At 29.3% G+C, this 6,070-nt stretch carries 2 protein-coding genes; both read right to left on the bottom strand.

Annotation, left to right across the window (positions count from 1 at the left end; translation table 11 throughout):
• The coding region (locus ABV008_RS06420) for an RHS repeat domain-containing protein (protein WP_502929752.1) at nt 1-5,557 on the bottom strand (5,557 nt) is incomplete at its 3' end.
• 357 nt (nt 5,558-5,914) lie between these two features.
• The gene (locus ABV008_RS06415; RefSeq protein ID WP_502929753.1) at nt 5,915-6,061 is read right to left on the bottom strand and encodes an HAD hydrolase-like protein; all 147 of its coding nucleotides are present in this window, start codon (nt 6,059-6,061) and stop codon (nt 5,915-5,917) included.
• Nucleotides 6,062-6,070 lie beyond the last annotated feature (9 nt).

The raw sequence follows: 6,070 nt of genomic DNA, 5'->3' as shown, positions 1-6,070 counted from the left end.
TGTATACATAGTAGCTTGTTTCTGAATCTAAATCTCCGATTTTTGATTTTTCTATCATATTCCCATTATCATCATATGTGTATTCAGTTACCTGCTGTATTTCCCATTTTAATATCGCTGTTTTACTAGAAGGAATAACATTATCTGTTTCTAGGGTTATCGGGTTTTCACTTGCTGCTTTATGGTTATAGCCAGGTAAGTCGCCTATCGGTGGTTCTATAAAATCTACTATTATCCTTGCATTTGCTTCTATATTGTCTATTTGTGCTGTTAATATTATCTCTTCAGTTCCTGGTGGAGGTACCGGAATTTTTGATATGTCTATACTCTGGTCCGTTTCAATTGATTGAATTACTGTACCGTCATCTAGATACCATGCTTCTACACTTTTACCCTTTGTATTTATTAGTTGCAGCTTTGGACTATAACTTGTCCATATTGCTTCTTCTAGTATAATATCAGGTGCTAATGTTCCATCATATAATATCCCTGTCAGTGTGAATATTTGTCTTTCTCTATTATTTAGTTTGACTTCATTAGGGGTTATAGTTAATTCTTTTAAATTTTTCATTGAAGTAATTGCATCTATATATATACTTTTCTCTAAATGGTCTAACTTTACTGTAACTTTGATTTTCTCATATCCTATACCATTATAGTCTACATTTACTTCCTTTCCTATATTTGTGTCAAAGGTTAGTTTGCTTGAGTCACTACTCCATATTGCAGTGCTTAACTGTAATTCGGTTGCTTCTGTGCCATTCCAACATTTACCTGATAGATTAAGCTTTGCAGGGTTACCTTTTAATACATAATTTTCTTCTGTAGTTATTACTATTTCTTTTACTTCATTTTCTGAAAAGATACCATATATATTAGTCGTTATTTCAAGTCCTTGAATTATCGCTTTTATCTGTATATTTTGTGCTTTGTTTGTACTCGCATTATAATTAGCGACAACTGTTTGCCCTTCATTAGGTTGAAATACTAAATCAGGGGAACTGCTATACCATTTGACTGAATTCGATAAATAATCTGGTAAATCTAATCCTTCTAAATTTAGGGGTATACTTGTACCATTTGCTATATAGTCTTTTTCTTTTTGTATTTTTATTTTATCTATATCTATTTCTTTAGATACTTCGAAGCTTTCAACCGTTCTTATTAATCTATTATTACTATCATAATCATAATTAATATTATGATCGCTGATGGAATCAAATTGTACTACTATGCCATTTATTGTGTGATTGTATTTATATCCTTCAGGATAAATAGTATTTTTATCTATTATGTTACTATTTCTATCATAAGTATAATTTGTCTTAGGATTATTTTCTTCATATACTTCAAGTACTCTATCTAGCGCATCATATCTATAAATTGTTCCTATTCCATTTTTTGTTTTACTCAGTTGATTTCCTACTTTATCATATGTGTATTGATAGCTTTCTATAATTGAACCATCTATTTTTTTGTTTGTAAGTGTTATTAAGTTGTTTATCCCATCATATGCGTATTCTTCTCCTGCCCCATTTGGATATGTTACGCTTTTTCTGCTTCCATCTGAATAATACTCATATGTTGTGGTGGCTCCATCTGCGGTTACTGTTTTTAGTCTATTTCTATTATCATAGGTATAGGTTGTATTTTTACCAAAGTAATCTATCATTTTTGTTCTATTGCCATTGTTATCATACTCATAGTAAATATTTTTGTTATTTGGCTGTATTTCTTTTTTTAACTTTCCATTTTCATAATATTCATATCTTGTTGTTCCTGTACTATCTGCCATAGTTAGTGCGTTACCTACATTATCATAGGTATATGATATGTTAATATTTCCTATTGATTCTGCTGTCAGCCTGTTTCTGTTATCATAGATATGGGTTGTTGTTTGGCCTTTTTTGTCTATTTTCTTTGTTATGTTTCCTATACCATCGTATTGTATATATTCTGGTTTTCCTGATGAATCTACTTCTTTTATTAGTCTGCCTAGTTCATCGTAATATCTATTTGTGGTATTTCCTTTTGCTGTGGTAATTTTTGTTATATCGTCTAGTTCATCGTACTGGTATTTTGTTTCTTCTCCTAGTGCATTTATAACTGAGATTAGTCTTCCTAGGTCATCATAATTATAGTTTGTTCCGTTTCCATTTGCATCTATTTTTTTTATTAGGTTTGCTATATAGTCATAATAATAGCTTGTTGTATATAGTGTTGGTGAATTTTTATCTGGTTTTGCTTGCTCTTTTGTAAGATTTCCTTTTTTATTGTAGTAATAGTAATGGTAATCTCCTTCTTCGTCTATCTCTATTTTTTTGTTTTCTCCGTCATAATATTCTATTGATTTATATGATGAGTCTGGATTTGTTATTTTTGTTATTCTGCCTAATGTATCATATTCATGTTCCGTTATATTCGCATTCCCATCTATTATATAATCTATTTGTCCTAGTGAATTGTAATGATTTTCTTCTAGTGTTATCCATGTGCTATTCTTTTTTTCCTGTTTCTTTATTAAGTTTCCTAGCCCATCATATATATTTCTCTTTTGATGTCCATTTTCATCTGTTGCTATTACTATGTTTGATAAGTCATCATATTGTATTCTCTTTTGTGTAGCATCTGGATTTATTTGTTTTGTTAGTCTTCCTAAATTATCATATTCATATGTCGTTATGTTATTATTTCCATCTGCATATAATATTAAATTCCCTGTATTAAAATCATAGCTATATTTTTCTTCTATTACGGTATTAGTACCATTATAATCCTTTACTGCTATATAGCTTTTGGTCATATAGCCATAATTATATGTTGGACTATATTCATAGTTATTTAGCACAAAGCTTCCATCTTCTTTTATAACTTTTTTTGTTTTCATATTCCCATAACTATCGTAGGTATAATAAGTCATGATTGGCTTGTCTACTCCATTTACAATATGTTTCTGCTTTTTCCAATCAATATTTCCATTAAATTGATTCACTCCATATTCTGTTTTTTGTATAGTTGTTGAGTCTATATTTCTTGCTTCACTAGTTAATTGATGATAGTTATTTTCATATGTATAGGTAGTTTTATATCCTAGTTCGTCTATATATTCTAATAGGTCACCATAATCATTATAATTATACCTTATTTCTTTTGCTAAGCTTGTCCCTGTTGATGGAGTGTATGATTTTAAAGTCACTATTGCTGGAAGTTTGTTTGTGTCATAGTTATAAGCATTTTCTTTTAACTGTATTGCTCCATTTTCTTTTATTTGATCGCTAGTTTTGAGATGCATATAATTAAATGTGTATATTCCCTTAGTGTTTTTTGAATCTGTAATTGTTGTATTATAGGTAAAAGTAGTAGGCAATGATGATGGGTTTTTATTTGTGGGATACCCTGTATAATTATCTGCACTATAGCTGTAGGATAATTTATTATATGATATGGCATTTTCTACATCTTCTCTTGTTAATATCCTAAAATATTCCTCGCTCCCGCTACTGGACAAGTTTCGCACAGATTTCTCATAAGTATATTTTGTATTTGCTCCTGTTGGATATGCTATTTTTGTCAAATTTGCATATACATTATTTGTATTTCTGCTTGATTTGCTGAAAAATGAGAATTTTCCTGTTTCAATGCTATAGTCAAAGGTAGTTTCTCTGCCTTCTTGGTCAATTATTTTTTTTAATGCATAGTCACTGGAATAACCTTGTATTGGTTCTAATATACATTGTACTGATGTATTATCTGGTGCTGTTATTATTACTTTTTTACCTGTAGAAGTATTCTGATAAGATATATTAATAACTCTTCCTAATGTGTCTGTAATTTTATTAATTACTGGATGACCATTAATAACTATATGCTGGAATTTAATGGTGTTTTGATATATATCTTGTATAGCTAATAGACTTCCGTCGTTTGCAAAGTAGTTCTTTGTACCGTTACTATATATTAAAACATATGCTGAGGGCCTTTCTCCATTTGAGTAACTTCCATTATCAGTTTCCAATCTCATATCTTTTAATGTATATTTTTCTAAGTTTGAATCTCCTACTATTGATGTTATATTTATTCTATATACACTACCATCTCCTAAATGCAAATATTTTGAGCCTCCATCACTTTCTATTGACGGAAACCCAAGTGACCATCCTGATCCTAGATTGTTATTAAGTTCTGTATAAGTATTTGGATTAGTAGTGTTAATATAGTATTCACCGCACAGAAATTCATAGATATCTGCATTACGAACAACTATTAAATCTGTGCCATCAGCCCAATATCCTGGTATAATATAACTGCTATTTTCCCAGTCTATTGCATCATTTCTAGCTCTAGAATATGTGTCATGGGTATGAGTACTTACTAATCTTGTAGGCTTATATTCTCCGATTCCTATCCAATTACTCCAATATTGAGTTTCATATTTTTTTACTTTATAATCATAATCTTCTTCAATATAATAGTCAGGTTCATAAAAAGCAGCTTGTTGTGAGTTATACCTTAACGTAATATCTATGTCTAAACCATTTCTTCCTGATAAACTTAGTAGGCTAATGTTATATTCGAGAGCCCCTGTATTTAGTAATATATTCTCATTATTATCGTCTTTTATGCTATATGGTACACTAAAATATTTTTCATAGTTTACAGGTGATTCACCTGTCATTTCAGCATCTTTATTTGAACTATCTGCACTTCTATTTGCTTCATAATTAATTATCTTTTTCATAATATCTTTTACTTGAAGATCGTTTTGTTTTGCATAGCTTAACAAGTCAATTATATCTATAGTATACCTATCAAGAATATCATTAATACACATTATTTCATCTTCTGTATATGTACTTCCGATGGATTTTATAACTTCTTGCTTATTGAAATCCTCACTTTTAATTAACAATTGTGTTATCTGTAATCCAAAGGCTGAAGATACTATAAAGGCTGGCTTAATGCTTTCTATACTATAACCTTCTAATAGCAAACCTAATATTGTATCAATCTCATCTGATGTAAGATTTATTCTCTCGTTAAAATACTTTAGTCTGATTAACTCTTTATCAACTAATACTATATCCTTTTTTGCTAATAGTAGACTTTCAACTTCATCGATAGATAAAGAGTATTCTTTTACTCTAAAAGCTATATTGATCGCATCTATTAAGGAATATCCTTTTAATTCACACTCTTTAATAATTCCTTCATCTATATTATAAATGCTTTGTACTAGTTCTTTTTCTTCTTCTGTTAATTCACTATACCTCTCTTTTTTATCTAGTATCTCAAATATCAATGAAAATTGTACTTTATTTTCATTTTCTAAGTATACCTCTTGTGAAACCGTGCTCTCATTGTTACTAATTATATTTAGATTATCAATAACTGTATTCTCTGTGACAACTTCATATGTATCTTCTGTTACTATTTCATCGGCTATTATATTTCCTGCGTCACTTGAGTAAATAGCTTCTGGTGTTAAAAAAACATCTGTAAATGTCATACATACTAGCAACACTAATGAAGTTACTCTACTTAGTTTCCTAATATTCATATCATTATCCCTCCTTTTCAAATAAATTTTTTAATTGAATAAATTATACAATCTTTTATTTGAATTTTTTGTAGATAATTATATTAATAAATTAATATTTTTCTTATTTTTTATTCTTTTTATTACAAAAGTTATAGTATTTCGATAACAATCTAGGTAAAATCCTTTTTTTCTACTGTCTAATTGACTGGTAACAGTCTATTGTAAGGGAAGCATATCATAGGAAGCTTTTCTTGAAACTCATTGACGGAAAGTTCTTAAAGCAAAAATGCTAAAGTAGAACTTTCCTATTCGTTATAAAAGCATTTATTAGGCCTCATAATCAAAGACCAAATAAAGAATGTATTTTTATTTCTTCTAATGTGTAAAGTTTATTATTTTCTGTGCTACTTCTTCTAAATCCTTACCATTTATATCTGAACTTAAGCTTTCTTCTCCAATCTTTGCTGTTTTACAACCTGCACTTTTACCTGCTTCAATATCTGTTTCCATATCGCCTATTATCCAGCTATT

The sequence above is a fragment of the Proteiniborus sp. genome (genome assembly GCF_040308045.1).
Lineage (GTDB): Bacteria > Bacillota > Clostridia > Tissierellales > Proteiniboraceae > Proteiniborus.
This window is presented reverse-complemented; position numbering and strand designations above follow the sequence as displayed.